Source organism: Pseudomonas sp. JL23 (genome assembly GCF_056933585.1).
Genome location: NZ_CM167795.1, coordinates 1,781,371 through 1,795,994 on the forward strand (window position 1 = coordinate 1,781,371; position 14,624 = coordinate 1,795,994).

Consider the following 14,624-nt stretch of genomic DNA (forward strand, 5'->3'; position numbering starts at 1 on the left):
ACATTTGTTATGAATTTAGCTCAAGGGCATACGCAGGCGCCGAGTCGCCTGACGTTCTAGCCACCGGAACTGGAGAAAGAAAGCATGAGCAACTGGTTGGTAGACAAACTGATCCCTTCGATCATGCGTTCCGAGGTCAAGAAAAGCTCCGTCCCCGAAGGCCTCTGGCACAAATGCCCGTCCTGCGAGGCGGTGCTCTATCGTCCGGAACTGGAAAAGACCCTGGACGTCTGCCCCAAGTGCAACCACCACATGCGTATCGACGCACGTGCACGCCTGGACATCTTCCTTGATGCCGAAGGTCGTAACGAGCTGGGCGCCGATCTGGAGCCGGTGGATCGCCTGAAATTCCGCGACAGCAAGAAGTACAAGGACCGCCTCACCGCTGCACAGAAGCAGACCGGTGAAAAAGATGCCTTGATCTCCATGAGTGGCACCCTGTTGGGCATGCCGGTCGTGGCCAGCGCCTTCGAATTCTCGTTCATGGGCGGTTCCATGGGTGCCATCGTCGGTGAGCGCTTTGTTCAGGCCGCCAACTACGCACTGGAAAAGCGCTGCCCGATGATCTGCTTCGCAGCCTCCGGTGGCGCACGCATGCAGGAAGCGCTGATCTCCCTGATGCAGATGGCCAAGACTTCCGCCGTGCTGGCGCGTCTTCGTGAAGAAGGCCTGCCGTTCATTTCCGTGCTGACCGACCCGGTCTACGGTGGTGTTTCCGCCAGTCTGGCCATGCTTGGTGACGTGATTGTCGCCGAGCCCAAGGCACTGATCGGTTTCGCCGGCCCTCGCGTGATCGAGCAGACCGTTCGGGAAAAACTTCCGGAAGGCTTCCAGCGCAGTGAGTTCCTGCTGGAGCACGGCGCTATCGACATGATTATCCACCGTGCCGAGCTGCGCCCACGCCTGGGCAACCTGCTGGCGCAGCTGATGGACCTGCCGACGCCGAAGTTCGTTGCGCCTGTACTGGAACCGATCGTCGTTCCACCGGCCCCGGCCAACGTATGACGCCAGGATCCCTGGGGGACTGGCTGGCCTATCTGGAGCAATTGCATCCTTCGGCCATCGACATGGGCCTTGATCGCTCACGGCAGGTGGCGACTCAGCTTGGCCTGACTCGCCCGGCACCACGGGTGATCACGGTCACCGGCACCAACGGCAAGGGCTCGACCTGTGCTTTCGTTGCCGCGTTGCTGCGCGCCCAAGGCCTCAGGGTCGGCGTCTACAGCTCACCCCACCTGTTGCGCTATAACGAGCGTGTGCAGGTGCAGTGCGTCGAAGCCACCGATCTTGAGCTGTGCGATGCCTTCTCGGCCGTAGAAGCGGCCCGCGGCGATGTCACCCTGACCTATTTCGAAATGGGCACCCTGGCGGCTTTCTGGCTGTTCGAGCAGGCGGCACTGGATGCCGTGGTGCTGGAAGTGGGCCTGGGCGGTCGTCTGGATGCCGTGAACCTGATCGATGCCGATCTGGCGCTGGTCACCAGTATCGGCCTGGATCACGCCGATTGGCTGGGCGATACCCGCGAGTCCGTGGCTTTCGAAAAGGCCGGAATCTTCCGCGAAGGGCGTCCGGTGGTCTGTGGCGATCTCGATCCACCGCAACCGCTGCTGGCCCGGGCGGCCGAGCTGCATTGTCCGCTGTCGCTGCGCGGCAATGAGTTCGACCTGTCCATCAGCGCCAACAGTTGGCACTGGGCGGGGCGTGATGCAGCGGGGCAACTGGTCGAGCTGCATGACCTGCCGTTGCTCGACCTGCCCATGGAAAACGCCGCACTGGCCTTGCAGGCTTATCTGCTGCTCGACCTGCCGTGGCAAGCGGACGTGATTCGTACCGCGTTGCAGGCCACCCGGGTGACCGGTCGTCTGGAACGTCGCGTGGTGCACTGGCACGGCAAGACCCTGAATTTGCTGCTGGACGTGGGCCATAACGGTCATGCCGCGCAGTTTCTGGCTCGACGCCTGGCCCAGCGCCCCGTACCGGGCAAGCGTCTGGCGGTGTTCGGCCTGCTCGCCGACAAGGATCTGGACGGCGTGGTTGCCGAGTTGCACAACAGTATTCAGGACTGGGCAGTCGCCCCGTTACCCACATCGCGCAGTCGCCAGCCCGACGAACTTCAGGCGGCCTTGCAGAACCTTGGCGCAAACGTGACGTCATACCCCAGTGTTGCGCAGGCACTGCAAGCCCAGTGCGCGCACGCGACGGCCGATGACGAGATTTTGCTGTTCGGGTCTTTTTACTGCGTTTCCGAGGCCCTGGAATGGTTGACTCGGCACGCCACGGAGGAATCTGCAAATGGCCTTGCTGGATAAAGCCTACAAACAGCGCATGGTCGGCGCGCTGGTCCTGATCGCTATCGCGGTGATCTTTCTACCCATGCTGTTCTCGCGCCAGGATGAAGCCCGGCGGGTTCAGGTCGATGCGCCGGCCGCACCGCAGGCGCCAACGCTGCCTCAGGTAAAGGTCGAATCAGTGCCGGTTCCCGAGCAGCAGGCTTTGCCTCAAGAGCCTGTTCCGGAAGAAGACGCTGCGACGCCTGTGCCGGTGCCTTCGCCGACGCCAGCCAAGCCGGTTGTAACCGTCCCGGCGGCCAAGCCGACAGCGGTGGCCAGCGCGCCTGCCAAGCCGACACCTGCAGCGACGCCAGCACCTGCCAAGCCGGCAGCACCCGCAGCGCCGGCCGCTGAGCCAAGCCGGGTCGATGCCAATGGCTTGTCGGTCAGTTGGTCGGTGCAATTGGCCAGCCTGTCCAACCGGGCCAATGCCGACAACCTGCAGAAAACCCTGCGCACCCAGGGCTATAACGCCTACATCCGCACGTCGGACGGGGTCAACCGGGTATTCGTCGGACCGCTGATCGAGCGCGCCGAAGCCGATCGCCTGCGTGATCAGCTGGATAAACAGCAGAAGCTCAAGGGCATCGTCGTACGCTTCCAGCCTGAGCATAACTGAGACGAAAAGGCTCTAAATGCTGCCTGCCGGTAAATCCCTGCTTACCGGCAGGCTGGCGCTCTGCTAAAATGCGCCGCCTCATGGGTTAGCAGATTCCAACGTGCCATTTTCTCCGGTTGACTGGGCGATTCTCGGGGTAGTCATCATCTCGGCTCTGATCAGTCTCAAGCGCGGCTTCGTCAAAGAAGCTCTTTCGCTCGTGATCTGGATCGCCGCAGGTGCTGTTGCCTGGATGTTCGGTGCAAGCCTGTCGCAATACCTGGTCAATTACATCGAAACGCCATCACTGCGAGTGATGGCGGGTTGCTCTATTCTGTTCGTCGCCACCTTGCTGGTCGGCGCCATGGTCAATTATCTGATCGGCGAACTTATTCTTGTCACCGGGCTTTCCGGGACTGACCGTTTTCTCGGCATGGCTTTCGGCGCGGCGCGCGGAGGCCTGCTGGTCGTGGTGGCCATCGGGCTGTTGAGCCTGGGGCCGGTACAACAGGATCAATGGTGGCAACAGTCTCGGCTGGTGCCACAGTTTCTGATGGTCGCTGACTGGTCGAAAAACCTGATTCTCGGGATGTCCAGCAAGTGGCTCGCCAGCGGCATCAGCGTACCCGCTGATCTGCCGTTCAAGGATCACCTCCTGCCAGCGGCTACCACCGTACCGCAGGAAGTGCTCGGTAAATCCAGTTCCACTAAGTAGGGGTTGTGTCGCATGTGTGGCATCGTCGGTATCGTCGGTAAGTCGAACGTCAATCAGGCGCTGTATGACGCGCTCACCGTCCTCCAGCACCGCGGCCAGGACGCTGCCGGTATCGTAACCAGCCACGACGGCCGGTTATTCCTGCGCAAGGACAATGGCCTGGTCCGTGATGTGTTCCATCAGCGCCATATGCAGCGCCTGATCGGCCACATGGGCATCGGCCATGTACGCTATCCAACTGCGGGCAGCTCGACTTCGGCCGAAGCCCAGCCGTTCTACGTCAACTCGCCTTACGGCATCACATTGGCGCACAACGGTAACCTGACCAACGTCGAGCAACTGGCCAAGGAGATTTACGAATCTGACCTGCGCCACGTCAACACCAACTCCGACTCGGAAGTGTTGCTCAACGTCTTCGCCCATGAACTGGCCGTGCGCGGCAAGTTGCAGCCGACCGAAGAAGACATCTTCGCCGCCGTGACTGACGTGCATAAGCGTTGCCGTGGCGGTTACGCGGTCGTGGCGATGATTACCGGCTACGGTATCGTCGGCTTCCGTGACCCGGATGCCATCCGTCCGATCGTGTTCGGCCAGCGTCACACCGACGAAGGCGTCGAGTACATGATCGCCTCGGAAAGCGTGTCCCTGGACGTGCTTGGCTTCACCCTGATCCGCGACCTGGCGCCGGGCGAAGCGGTGTACATCACTGAGGATGGCAAGCTGCACACCCGTCAGTGCGCACCGAACCCGAAATACGCCCCGTGCATCTTCGAACACGTCTACCTGGCGCGTCCGGACTCGATCATCGACGGCATCTCGGTGTACAAGGCGCGTCTGCGCATGGGCGAGAAGCTGGCGGACAAGATCCTGCGCGAGCGTCCGGACCATGATATTGACGTGGTGATCCCGATTCCTGACACCAGCCGTACTGCGGCGCTGGAACTGGCCAACCACCTGGGCGTCAAGTTCCGCGAAGGTTTCGTCAAGAACCGCTACATCGGCCGCACCTTCATCATGCCCGGCCAGGCTGCGCGGAAAAAATCCGTTCGCCAGAAGCTCAACGCCATCGAGCTGGAATTCCGCGGCAAGAACGTGATGCTGGTGGATGACTCCATCGTGCGCGGCACCACCTGCAAGCAGATCATCCAGATGGCCCGCGAAGCTGGCGCCAAGAATGTCTATTTCTGCTCGGCAGCTCCTGCCGTGCGCTACCCGAACGTCTACGGCATCGATATGCCGAGTGCCCACGAACTGATCGCGCATAACCGCACGACCCAGGAAGTGGCGGATCTGATCGGTGCTGACTGGCTTATCTATCAGGACCTTCCTGACCTGATCGAAGCCGTCAGCGGCAGTAAGAAGATCAAGATCGATAACTTCGATTGCTCCGTGTTCGACGGCAAGTATGTGACCGGCGACATCGACGAGCATTACCTGCACAAGATCGAACAGGCGCGCAACGATGCCTCCAAGGTCAAGACCCAGGCCGTGAGCGCGATCATCGATCTGTACAACAACTGATTAGCAAGGAGGAGACGGCATGACTCAGGAATGGGATGCCGGTCGGCTGGACAGCGACCTTGAAGGCGTGGGTTTCGACACCCTCGCCGTGCGTGCGGGCCAACACCGCACGCCGGAAGGCGAACACAGCGATCCGATGTTCTTCACCTCCAGCTACGTTTTCCGTACGGCCGCCGACGCGGCCGCACGTTTTGCGGGTGAAGTACCGGGCAACGTCTATTCGCGCTATACCAACCCTACCGTGCGTTCCTTCGAGGAGCGCATCGCCGCCCTCGAAGGTGCCGAGCAAGCCGTGGCGACTGCCACCGGTATGGCGGCCATCATGGCCACGGTCATGAGCTTTTGCAGTGCGGGCGATCATGTTCTGGTGTCCCAGAGTGTGTTCGGTTCGACCATCAGCCTGTTCGAAAAGTACTTCAAGCGCTTTGGCGTGCAGGTCGACTACGTGCCGTTGGCCGAACTGGCTGGCTGGGACGCAGCGATCAAGCCCAATACCAAGCTGTTGTTCGCCGAATCGCCGTCCAACCCCCTGGCCGAGCTGGTGGATATCGCCGCGCTGGCCGAGATTGCCCATGCCAAGGGCGCGATGCTGGTCGTGGACAACTGTTTCTGCACCCCGGCCTTGCAGCAACCGCTGAAACTGGGTGCCGATATTGTCGTGCACTCGGCAACCAAGTTCATCGACGGCCAGGGCCGTTGCATGGGTGGCGTCGTCGCCGGTCGCAGCGAGCAGATGAAGGAAGTGGTGGGTTTCCTGCGCACTGCCGGGCCGACCCTCAGCCCGTTCAACGCCTGGATCTTCCTCAAAGGCCTGGAAACGCTCAACCTGCGCATGCGCGCCCACTGTGCCAGCGCCCTGGCCCTGGCCGAATGGCTGGAGCAGCAGGACGGCATCGAGAAGGTGCATTACGCCGGCCTCAAGAGCCATCCGCAGCATGCCCTGGCCCAGCGTCAGCAGAAGGGCTTCGGCGGGGTGCTTAGTTTTGAGGTCAAGGGCGGCAAAGACGGCGCCTGGCGCTTTATCGATGCGACCCGACTGATTTCCATCACCGCCAACCTGGGTGACAGCAAGACCACCATCACCCATCCGAGCACCACCTCCCATGGTCGTCTGTCGCCACAGGAACGTGAGGCGGCGGGCATTCGCGACAGCCTGATCCGCGTTGCGGTCGGTCTGGAAGATGTGGCCGATCTGCAGGCGGACCTGGCGCGTGGCCTGGCTGCGCTGTGAGTGACTGGGCGATGCAGGTCGCCAGTACCAGCAACGGTCGGGTTGCGCTAGTAACCGGCGCGGCCCGAGGCATCGGCCAGGGCATTGCCGCCTGGCTGATTGCCGAAGGCTGGCGCGTGGTGCTGGCCGACATCGATCGCCAGCGCGGTGCGACGGTGGCCGAGGTGCTCGGTGACAACGCGATGTTCGTCTACATGGACGTCGCCAATGAAGAGCAGGTCGCTGCCGGTGTGGCCGACGTGCTCGGCCAGTTCGGTCGGCTGGATGCCCTGGTCTGCAACGCGGCGGTCGCCGATCCCCACAACATCACGCTGGAAAGCCTCGATCTGGCCTACTGGAATCGTGTTCTGGCAATCAACCTGACCGGTCCCATGCTCCTGGCCAAGCATTGCGCGCCCTATTTGCGTGCCCATGGCGGCAGCATCGTCAATCTGGCATCGACCCGAGCGAGCCAGTCAGAAGCCGATACCGAGGCTTATGCGGCGAGCAAGGGCGGTCTCGTAGCCCTGACTCACGCGCTGGCCATCAGCCTTGGCCCGCAGGTTCGTGTCAACGCGGTCAGCCCCGGCTGGATCGACGCCCGGGATACCGCCCAGCGTCGCACCGAGCCGCTGTCTGACAGCGACCACGCCCAACATCCAGCCGGAAGAGTAGGGACGGCCGAAGACGTTGCTGCGATGGTGGCCTGGCTGCTGTCGAGAAATGCCGGGTTTGTCACCGGGCAGGAGTTTGTTGTTGATGGCGGGATGAGCAAGAAGATGATCTATGGCGAGTAGTCGCAAGCTTCAAGCTTCAAGCGGCAAGAGAAAGCAAAGGCGAACCGGTAGTTCGCCTTTTTTGCTTCTGGCGTGAAGCTTATCGCTGAAAGCTAAAAACTGGCTTTCTGAAAAAAACTTCAAGCAGGCTATTGACTTAGGTTCTCTACCTGCGTAAATTTCGCGGCCTCAGCGAAGCAAAGGGTGATTAGCTCAGCCGGGAGAGCAGCTGCCTTACAAGCAGCGGGTCGGCGGTTCGATCCCGTCATCACCCACCATTCGTTGAAAGTTGTTTGCTACACCGGACGAAAGTCCACCGACGCGCAGCGGTAGTTCAGTCGGTTAGAATACCGGCCTGTCACGCCGGGGGTCGCGGGTTCGAGTCCCGTCCGCTGCGCCATATTTGTACAGATTCGGTTCGCCGGGTCTGCGATTGAAAAGCCTGAAGGCGATTCGATCACGGGTTTTAAAGAAAGCAGCTTAACGGTTTGCTTTAAAGAGTTTCAAACGAACGCAAGTTCGAGCGATACGCAGCGGTAGTTCAGTCGGTTAGAATACCGGCCTGTCACGCCGGGGGTCGCGGGTTCGAGTCCCGTCCGCTGCGCCATACAAAGCTTCGAGGCCCTTGAACTCCTTGAAGCAACAAAGAAGCGACCTTATGGTCGCTTTTTTGTTGTCTGCGATTTAATGAATAGACGTTCGTTGGATTGGAACGCCACCTGTAGGAGCTGCCGAACGCTGCGAAAACGGTGTGACAGGTGGCACCATTCGCAGCCTTCGGCAGCTCCTGCAAATCCGTATTTGCAGGGTGCAGCGCGGCGCTCCTTTCATGAATGTATCGACATCCTTGCAAACTCTGCGTTGATCCTCAGCCTGTGTTGTTGCAGACTTACCCCCGTTTTCATGTCGGCTGCTTTGCCGACAGTTTTTCTCTCAGGATCGTCGATGTCTAAATTAATGTGCGTGCGTACTGCCTGCTGGGCTTCCATTTTCCTGGCTGCCGCTGGCTGTTCGTCGCAGAAGCAAGGCGTCTACGATCATGAAAACTTTGATGATGCCGGGACCTTTTCGCGCACTTATCCGGTGAGCGACAACGCTTCTTGCGAAGCCGCCCGTCGCGCCTTGCTCAGCCAGGGCTACATTATCACCAGTAGTGACCCGAAGATGATCAGCGGTCACAAGAGCTTCCAGCAGACCGGCGACACCCACATGGAAATCAGCTTCAACGTGGTCTGTGCCTCTGATGGCAGCGCGGATCAGCGTTCGAGCATGTTCGCCAACGCCTTGCAGGATCGCTATGCGCTGAAGAAGACCAATAGCTCGGCCAGTCTGGGTGTGGGTGTGCTGGGTTCGGTGTCGATGCCGATCGGTTCGACTGACGACTCCATGGTCAAGGTTGCCAGCGAGACCGTGGCCTCGCAGAAGTTTTACGACCGCTTTTTTGTCCTGGTGGAAAACTTCCTGCCGCCGGAAGCGAAGAAAGCTGCACACATTCCGGAAAAACCCAAGTCCGATGCTGGCGATCTGGGCATGCCTGAGCCGGTTGCCGCCGCTGCAGCGCCGGAAGCCAAGACCGTCGAGCCCAAGACTGTCGAAGTCAAACAGGCTGAACCCAAGGTTGCCGAACCCAAGCAGGCTGAGCAGAAAGTCTCCGAGCCAGTGGCCAATCCTGAGCCGACCGTCAGCGAGCCGATGCCGGCGCCTGTGGATCACGAGCCGGTGAAAGCCGAGACCACGATGCCAGAGACCGCGCCGGTTGAGCCAGTAAACCCGGCGCCATAATCCCTGTGTAGGGCTGGCGTTATGTGGGACCGGCTTCAGCCGGGAAGGCGTATCCTGGAGCATGAAGATGTATCGGATGTACCGGCCTCTTCCCGGCTGAAGCCGGTCCCACATGGGTATCGCTACTCCGCTCAGCCCAGAAACAACCGGTACGCCGGATTCTCGCTCTCATCCCAATACGGATAACCAATCTCGTCGAGTGCCGCCGCGATCAGGTCGCGCTCGTCCTCCGGCACCACCAACCCCGCAACCACCCGGCCATCCGCCGCGCCGTGGTTGCGGTAGTGGAACATCGAGATGGTCCAGCGCCCGCCCAGTTTATTCAGGAAGTTGAACAAGGCGCCCGGCCGCTCGGGGAATTCGAAGCGCAGCACCATCTCATCACTGACCCGCTCGGCATGGCCGCCGACCATATGGCGGATATGCAGCTTGGCCAGTTCGTTATCGGTCAGGTCCACCACCGGGAAGCCTTGCTCGGTCAGGCTCGAGATCAGCGCGCTGCGCGGGTCGGTGTCGGGATGGGTCTGCACGCCGACGAAGATATGGGCCTCGCGGATGGTGTGATAGCGGTAGTTGAACTCCGTGATCTGGCGTTTGCCCATGGCTTCGCAGAACGCCTTGAAGCTGCCCGGCCGTTCGGGGATGGTCACGGCGATGATTGCCTCGCGACCTTCGCCCAGCTCGGCGCGTTCGGCGACGTGACGCAGGCGGTCGAAGTTGACGTTGGCACCGGAGTCGATGGCCACCAGAGTCTGGCCGCTGATGCCGTAATGCTCGGTGTATTTCTTGATTCCGGCAACGCCCAATGCGCCGGCAGGTTCGGTGATCGAGCGGGTGTCGTCGTAGATGTCCTTGATCGCTGCGCAGATCTCGTCGGTGCTGACGGTGATCACTTCGTCGACATAGTGTTTGCAGATATCAAAAGTGTGCTGGCCGATCTGAGCCACCGCCACGCCATCAGCGAACAGCCCGACCTGCGGCAACACCACACGCTCGCCACAGGCCATGGCTTGTTGCAGGCAGTTGGAGTCGTCCGGTTCGACGCCGATCACCTTGATCTCCGGGCGCAGGTACTTCACGTATGCCGCAATACCGGCGATGAGACCGCCGCCACCGACCGGCACGAAGATCGCGTCAAGACGGCCGGGTTGCTGACGCAGGATCTCCATGGCCACCGTGCCTTGCCCGGCGATGGTGTCGGGGTCGTCATAGGGGTGAACGTAGACGTAGCCCTGCTCCTCGACCAGTTTCAGCGAGTAGGCCAGCGCCTCCGGGAAGGAGTCACCGTGCAGGACCGCGATGCCGCCGCGCGAGCGCACGCCTTCGACCTTGATCTCGGGGGTGGTCTTGGGCATCACGATGGTGGCTTTTACGCCCAACGTCTTGGCGGCCAATGCCAGGCCTTGCGCATGGTTGCCGGCCGACGCGGTAACTACGCCTCGGGCCAGTTCCTCAGGGCTCAACTGCGCCAGTTTGTTATAGGCGCCGCGAATCTTGAAGGAGAACACCGGTTGCAGGTCTTCGCGCTTGAGCAGCACCTGGTTGCCCAAACGTTCGGATAACTGGCGGGCACCTTGCAATGGGGTTTCCACGGCGACGTCGTAGACGCGGGAGGTGAGGATTTTGCGGACGTAGTGATTGAGCAGGTCGGTCATCGTGTCGTTCCTTGCTGCAAAACAACAGAGCACGACAGTGACGACGCGAGCGGGGCGATATGGGAAGAGAGAATGATCATGTCTGACTCCTGGTTCAGCGGTTTGGCCCAGGAGACAGAAGAAAAAACCCGCCTCTAGGGCGGGTTGGGTGCACGCGTCGGCTAACCCGCCATGACTGGAATGGCGGTAATAATAATCTGGCCGAAGAAATGCTTGGTTACGTTCATGACAAGAAGACTATTGCGGCGGTGACCTGAACGTCAAGCACATTGATTTCCAACGGCCATCGAGTTCCCGTCCTGCGCCTTCTGTCGTGCGCCGGTAAATATCCACCGGTTTATTCGTTTTCTGATAACTGCCGTCATTTTTATTTCACCAAGGCACTTTAGGGTGAAAGGCGTGGTCAGTGAATGGGACCCAATAATGGAAAACCGCCGGAGGGCATGAGAATGGACGAATACCAGGAAGAACTGCTTGAATTCCAAGCCTTTGAACTCGATCTGCCGGAACCGGCTGACGACGCTACCGAGTTGTAATCGGTAGCAGGATTTGCCCTGACGCTGCGCAGGGCCCCTGTAGGAGCTGCCGAAGGCTGCGAAAGCGGTGTCTCGGATGGCCCAACTCGCGGCCTGCGGCAGCTCCTGCAAGATCCCATTCCAAATCAGGACATGGGTATCTGGTCAATGACTCACCCCATCTGTCGCTGACCACGCCGAAACTCCCCCGGCGTCTGGCCGCTCCAGCGTTTGAACGCACGTTGAAAGGCCTCGGCCGAGGCAAACCCCAACAGATAAGCAATTTCTCCGAACGCCAGTTCCGTGTCGCGAATGTAGGTCATGGCCAGGTCGCGGCGCGTGTCATTGAGCAGGTCGCGAAAACCGGTGCCTTCATCCGCCAGTTTGCGGCGCAAGGTCCAGGTCGGCAGTTTCAGCCGCGCTGCGACTTCTTCCAGATCAGGTTCCCGTCCCCCGTTCAACAAAGGCCCCAACAACTGGGTGATGCGTTCGCGCAGGCTGCGGGTGCGAGTGCGTTGTTCAAGTTCTTTCTCGCATAGCTGCAACAGATGCCGCCAAGTGCTGGGGCAGTGGTCCGGGTTGCGCAGGGCGAGGCTGTGTTGATCCAGGCGCAACTGATTGCCCGCAGCGCCGAAGATCACTGGCGTGTCGCTCAAGTGGCTGTAGTCGGCGGCATAGTCCGGGGCTTCGAATTCGATTTCCAGGCGCCTGGCCAGCACGGTGCAGCCCGCCAGTATCGAGAGCTGGGTCAGCCAGCCGGCGAGGATCGAATCCACCACGAAGCGGTTGTAGGCGTTATACGGGCTGATGGAATAGAAACGCAGCCAGGCGCCGTCGGCATCTTCATCGAAACGCGACTGTCCGCGGTAGTTGGAGCCATACAGCGGTTCGAATCGAATCAGGGTGCGCGCCGCCTCGCGCACGTTTGGCGCCTGGGCGGCTGTCACCCCCGCCAGCCCGGCCTGGCCCAGACGACCGAACTGACCCATGCGCAGGCCCAGAGCCGGGTCGCCGGTCAGCTGTATGGCGGCATGGCCCAGACGCATGTAGCGCGGAATCGACAGCCGCGCCCCGGCCTCGGCCAGGCGGGCGGGGTCCAGGCCATATTGTTCGAGCAGGGGCAGCGGGTCCTGGCCATGACTGCGCACGGCAGCGGCCAGGCCGTCGATAAAGCCGACCGATAGATCCCCGAGACGAATGGAGGGGGCTTTCATCTGCACCTCCATCCCGTGGGAGCGAGGCTTGCCCGCGAAGAGGCCGGTACATTCAGCGCATTTTTTGCGCCTGACAGAACCCCTTCGCGGGCAAGCCACGCTCCCACAGACTTGCGCAGGGCATTCATAACCAGATATTGATCAAACGAGCACCATGAGCCGTCGGGCTGTCCGGCAAGGGTTCACTGACGTTCTGCCCGGCATGGCTGGCAAAGCTGTAGCCGGAACTGCCCTGATCCCAGAATTGTCCGCGCATGAACACGCTGATGCTGGCCCTGGCGTTGCTCTGGTATTCCCGGCCGCTCAGGGTCAGGCGCTGCCAGGCCTGGCCCTCGCTGACTTGCAGGGGGTTGAGCCCGATGCTGCTGACGGTCATTGGGTGGTGCGAGCCTCCCCAGGGTTTGTTCCAGCGATCATTACCGATCACCAGTGCCGGTATGGCGATGAGCTCCACGCCTTGCTGATTGAGTACCTTGTAGTTGCGCGGATACCAGCTGTCACTGCCGATCAGCACGCCCAGGCGCCCGGCCGGGGTGTCGATCACATGCAGCGGCGCGCCGTCGGCGGGACGGATGTAGCCGCGCTGATGGTTGGCCGGTGACAACTGCCGTTGCGGCTGACCAATGGGCAGGCCGTCGCTGCCGAAGGTGACGCTGCTGTTGAACAGTGGACCATTGCCGATTTGCAACTGACCATTTTCCACCGACGGTTCCGGCAGGACGATGGAGCCGGCGACCAGGGTGACGCCGAATTCCCTGGCCAGTCCACCGAACAGACTCTGATAATCCCGGGCCATGGTTTCGGCCTTCATGCGCATATGGGCATCGTCCAGGCGGTTGCCGCCTTTGGCCTTGAACACGGCGTTGATGAAGCGCCAGGGGTGGCTCAGAGCCAGCCAGGTCATGGCTTCCTGGATAGTTTGTGCCTGATACAACTGATTCCTTTCGCCGCTGGCCAGCAGCCAGGTGCCGATATGCTCCGGCAGCACGACGATGGTTTTTGAGTTGATCAGCCCCTGATCCCGCGCCTGTTGCAGGTAGGCCGAGAGCTTGCGATGCAGGCGCTCGGTACTCTGGTAATCGGCAGGGAAGAGCTCCGGCTGGATGCCGAGCAGATTGCCGCGGTCGCCGGGCTGGCCTTCATTGACCACCAGATGGATGCGCAGATCCGACAGATAGTGGCCGACCGGGCGGTCGCCGATCCAGATGGCATAGCCGACGAGGAGGGCTACCAGCGCCAGGGCGATGAATAGACCCAGAAGTTTGCGCATGGGCTGATCGCTACAAAGCATGACTTTGCGTTGAGGGTTTGGCTCAAAGGCTACGGCAAAACAAGGGCTTATCCAACGATTTTGCAGAGGCAGGCGGATTTTTTGCGCACAGGCAGCTGAAAAGTCCGCGCATTTGCTATTAAGTGCTGAATTTTGCCGCCACCGACGAGTCTACGTGCATCAACTTGCAAAGAAGCTGCGCATGAAACGGGCGGCAATCAACTGCTTTATCCTGCTGCCGGGTGCGCTGCTGACAGGCATCTTTCCACTCTTTCGTTAAACAGGATCTGCTTATGACTTGGCTTTCCGATCCCCTCATCTGGGCCTCGCTGGCCCAGATCATTGTCATTGACCTGCTGTTGGGCGGTGATAACGCCGTAGTCATTGCCATGGCCTGCCAGCGCCTGCCCAAGGAGCTACAGACCAAGGCGATTTATGGCGGGATGCTGGGCGCCATTGTCTTGCGCATCATCATGCTGTTCTTCGCCCTGCATCTGCTGGCCCTGCCGTTCCTCAAGGTAGTCGGCGCGATTGCCTTGCTGTGGATCGGCATCAAACTGGTGGCCAATCAGGAAGAAGGCGATGACGAACTGGACGGCGGCACCCGCCTGTGGACAGCGATCAAGACGGTGATCATCGCCGATGTGGTCATGTCTCTGGATAACGTTTTGGCGGTGGCTGCGGCCGGTGACGGCAACCTTTATCTGGTTGCCGCCGGGGTGCTGATCAGCATTCCGATCATCGTCATGGGGAGCCGACTGGTGTTGGCAGCCATGGAGCGTGCCAGTTGGCTGGTGCTGGTGGGCGGCGGGTTGATCGGCTGGATTGCCGGGGGCATGGCCGCCAGTGACCCTACCATTGTGCCGTATCTGCCAGCGGTCGCCTGGCTGCACTGGGCGGCCAGTGGCGCGGCGGCGGTTATCGTGGTGCTGGCGGGGCTTTGGCTGGGGCGGCGCAGGGAAGCGGCGCACGAAGCTTCAGCGCAAAACGAATAAAACCAAACAGCGCAACGAGCGTCGCGCTGTTTCGTTCAAGCAC

The 14,624-nt window shown here is 60.8% G+C and carries 12 protein-coding genes and 3 tRNA genes; 12 read left to right on the top strand and 3 right to left on the bottom strand.

All coding sequences use genetic code 11. From position 1 onward, the window contains the following. Window positions 1-84 precede the first annotated feature (84 nt). The 11 genes from accD (at window position 85) to AC1Z24_RS08405 (ending at window position 8,932) form a co-directional block, all read left to right on the top strand. On the top strand, window positions 85-1,005 hold the full coding sequence (accD, locus tag AC1Z24_RS08355) for an acetyl-CoA carboxylase, carboxyltransferase subunit beta (RefSeq protein ID WP_259099752.1): 921 nt from the start codon (window positions 85-87) through the stop codon (window positions 1,003-1,005). Continuing rightward, a complete protein-coding gene (gene folC / locus AC1Z24_RS08360) occupies window positions 1,002-2,309 on the top strand; it encodes a bifunctional tetrahydrofolate synthase/dihydrofolate synthase (protein ID WP_483745256.1) in 1,308 nt (435 codons plus the stop codon). Before accD ends, folC begins: the two co-directional genes overlap by 4 nt. Further along, the gene (locus AC1Z24_RS08365; protein WP_483745257.1) at window positions 2,293-2,949 is read left to right on the top strand and encodes an SPOR domain-containing protein; all 657 of its coding nucleotides are present in this window, start codon (window positions 2,293-2,295) and stop codon (window positions 2,947-2,949) included. The genes folC and AC1Z24_RS08365 overlap by 17 nt, the downstream gene beginning before the upstream one ends. 100 nt (window positions 2,950-3,049) lie before the next feature. Further along, entirely contained in the window at window positions 3,050-3,643 is a 594-nt protein-coding gene (locus tag AC1Z24_RS08370) for a CvpA family protein (RefSeq protein ID WP_483745258.1), read from the top strand. A gap of 12 nt (window positions 3,644-3,655) precedes the next feature. Then, the gene (gene purF / locus AC1Z24_RS08375) at window positions 3,656-5,164 is read left to right on the top strand and encodes an amidophosphoribosyltransferase (protein WP_483745259.1); all 1,509 of its coding nucleotides are present in this window, start codon (window positions 3,656-3,658) and stop codon (window positions 5,162-5,164) included. A gap of 19 nt (window positions 5,165-5,183) precedes the next feature. Continuing rightward, window positions 5,184-6,395, top strand: coding sequence for an O-succinylhomoserine sulfhydrylase (locus AC1Z24_RS08380; protein WP_259099765.1), 1,212 nt, complete (start codon window positions 5,184-5,186; stop codon window positions 6,393-6,395). An 11-nt stretch (window positions 6,396-6,406) separates the two neighbouring features. Then, window positions 6,407-7,171 carry an SDR family oxidoreductase gene (locus tag AC1Z24_RS08385; protein ID WP_483746569.1) on the top strand — a complete coding sequence of 255 codons (765 nt, stop codon included), beginning with the start codon at window positions 6,407-6,409 and terminating at the stop codon, window positions 7,169-7,171. A gap of 181 nt (window positions 7,172-7,352) precedes the next feature. After that, a tRNA-Val gene (locus AC1Z24_RS08390) sits at window positions 7,353-7,428 on the top strand. 45 nt (window positions 7,429-7,473) lie between these two features. Next, window positions 7,474-7,550, top strand: a tRNA-Asp gene (locus AC1Z24_RS08395). A 130-nt stretch (window positions 7,551-7,680) separates the two neighbouring features. After that, a tRNA-Asp gene (locus AC1Z24_RS08400) sits at window positions 7,681-7,757 on the top strand. Window positions 7,758-8,095: 338 nt separating this feature from the next. Beyond that, window positions 8,096-8,932, top strand: coding sequence for a DUF2242 domain-containing protein (locus AC1Z24_RS08405; protein ID WP_483745260.1), 837 nt, complete (start codon window positions 8,096-8,098; stop codon window positions 8,930-8,932). Between the two features lie 131 nt (window positions 8,933-9,063). Here AC1Z24_RS08405 and ilvA read toward each other — a convergent pair whose 3' ends face one another. The 3 genes from ilvA to AC1Z24_RS08420 all read right to left on the bottom strand — a co-directional run bounded on the left by ilvA (window position 9,064) and on the right by AC1Z24_RS08420 (window position 13,586). Further along, a complete protein-coding gene (gene ilvA / locus AC1Z24_RS08410; RefSeq protein WP_483746570.1) occupies window positions 9,064-10,578 on the bottom strand; it encodes a threonine ammonia-lyase, biosynthetic in 1,515 nt (504 codons plus the stop codon). Between the two features lie 697 nt (window positions 10,579-11,275). Then, window positions 11,276-12,316 carry an AraC family transcriptional regulator gene (locus AC1Z24_RS08415; protein ID WP_483745261.1) on the bottom strand — a complete coding sequence of 347 codons (1,041 nt, stop codon included), beginning with the start codon at window positions 12,314-12,316 and terminating at the stop codon, window positions 11,276-11,278. 124 nt (window positions 12,317-12,440) lie between these two features. Further along, entirely contained in the window at window positions 12,441-13,586 is a 1,146-nt protein-coding gene (locus AC1Z24_RS08420) for a carbon-nitrogen hydrolase family protein (protein ID WP_483745262.1), read from the bottom strand. 293 nt (window positions 13,587-13,879) lie between these two features. On the opposite strand from AC1Z24_RS08420, the gene AC1Z24_RS08425 reads away from it, so the two are divergent. Continuing rightward, on the top strand, window positions 13,880-14,581 hold the full coding sequence (locus tag AC1Z24_RS08425; RefSeq protein WP_483745263.1) for a TerC family protein: 702 nt from the start codon (window positions 13,880-13,882) through the stop codon (window positions 14,579-14,581). The last annotated feature ends 43 nt before the right edge of the window (window positions 14,582-14,624 follow it).